This window comes from Kitasatospora nipponensis (assembly GCF_039528135.1).
Lineage (GTDB): Bacteria > Actinomycetota > Actinomycetes > Streptomycetales > Streptomycetaceae > Kitasatospora > Kitasatospora nipponensis.
The window spans coordinates 1-803 of the sequence record NZ_BAAALF010000637.1 but is presented as its reverse complement, the minus strand read 5'-3'; the positions used below and the strand labels follow the sequence as shown (position 1 = coordinate 803).

General features: G+C 68.0%; 2 protein-coding genes. One reads left to right on the top strand and one right to left on the bottom strand.

From position 1 onward, the window contains the following. Positions 1-311: acyl carrier protein (locus ABD323_RS42420; RefSeq protein ID WP_344447393.1), on the bottom strand; the 311-nt coding region annotated here is incomplete at its 3' end. 270 nt (positions 312-581) lie between these two features. Between ABD323_RS42420 and ABD323_RS42415 the strand changes: the two genes are divergently transcribed. Then, positions 582-803, top strand: a 222-nt coding sequence (locus ABD323_RS42415) for an AMP-binding protein (protein WP_344447392.1), incomplete at its 3' end; no start/stop codon positions are given.

The following is an 803-nucleotide window of genomic DNA, read 5'->3' as shown; positions in this document are numbered from 1 at the left end:
AGCGCGGGGGTCGGGTGGTCGAAGCCCGCCGTGACCGGCAGGGCCAGTCCGGTGGCCGCGTTCAGCCGGGCGTGCACCTCGACCAGACCGAGCGAGTCGAGGCCCTGCTCCTTGAACGGGCGGTCGGCCTCGACCACCGGATCGACGCCGGGGCGCACTCTGCGGAGCACCGCCCGGGTCTGCTCACTCACCAGGTCGAGCAGCACGCGGCGCTGCTCGGAAACCGGCAGCGCCTCCAGTCGACGGACCAGTTCGGACCGGTCCACCGGCGTCTGCCCGTCACCGGAAACGAAACTCCCAGACTCGCTCATCGAGATACGCTCCACTTTATCCGTCTTCGCCGGCAGGCCACGCACGGGCAGCCCACGGGCAGCCACAGAAACGCACACTACGGAAACTCGAACACGCGCCCAAGCCCCTAAGGCCCCCTAGGGCCCCCAGAGTGGGATTACGGGTGTACAAGGGGCGGCACATCCGTGGTACCAAAACCCTGGATAGCTCTAGCCGACAGGGGACTGATTCACGTGAACTTGAGTGCCGAGAATTACGCGCAGCGGCCTGCCGAGCGAATTCATGAATTCATGCTCGCCCCGGTCGCATTCGCTCCCGAACGACCCGCCCTGGTCGAATCCCACCGAGTCGGCGGGCTGGTCACCACCACCTATCGGGAGCTCGCCGACCGGGTCGAGCGGTACGCCGCCGCACTGCTGGACCTCGGCCTCGACATCGGGGACCGGGTGATCCTGGAGTCCGACACCTCGGGGCACGCCATCGCCCTGCTGCTGGCCTGCTCCAAGGCCGGG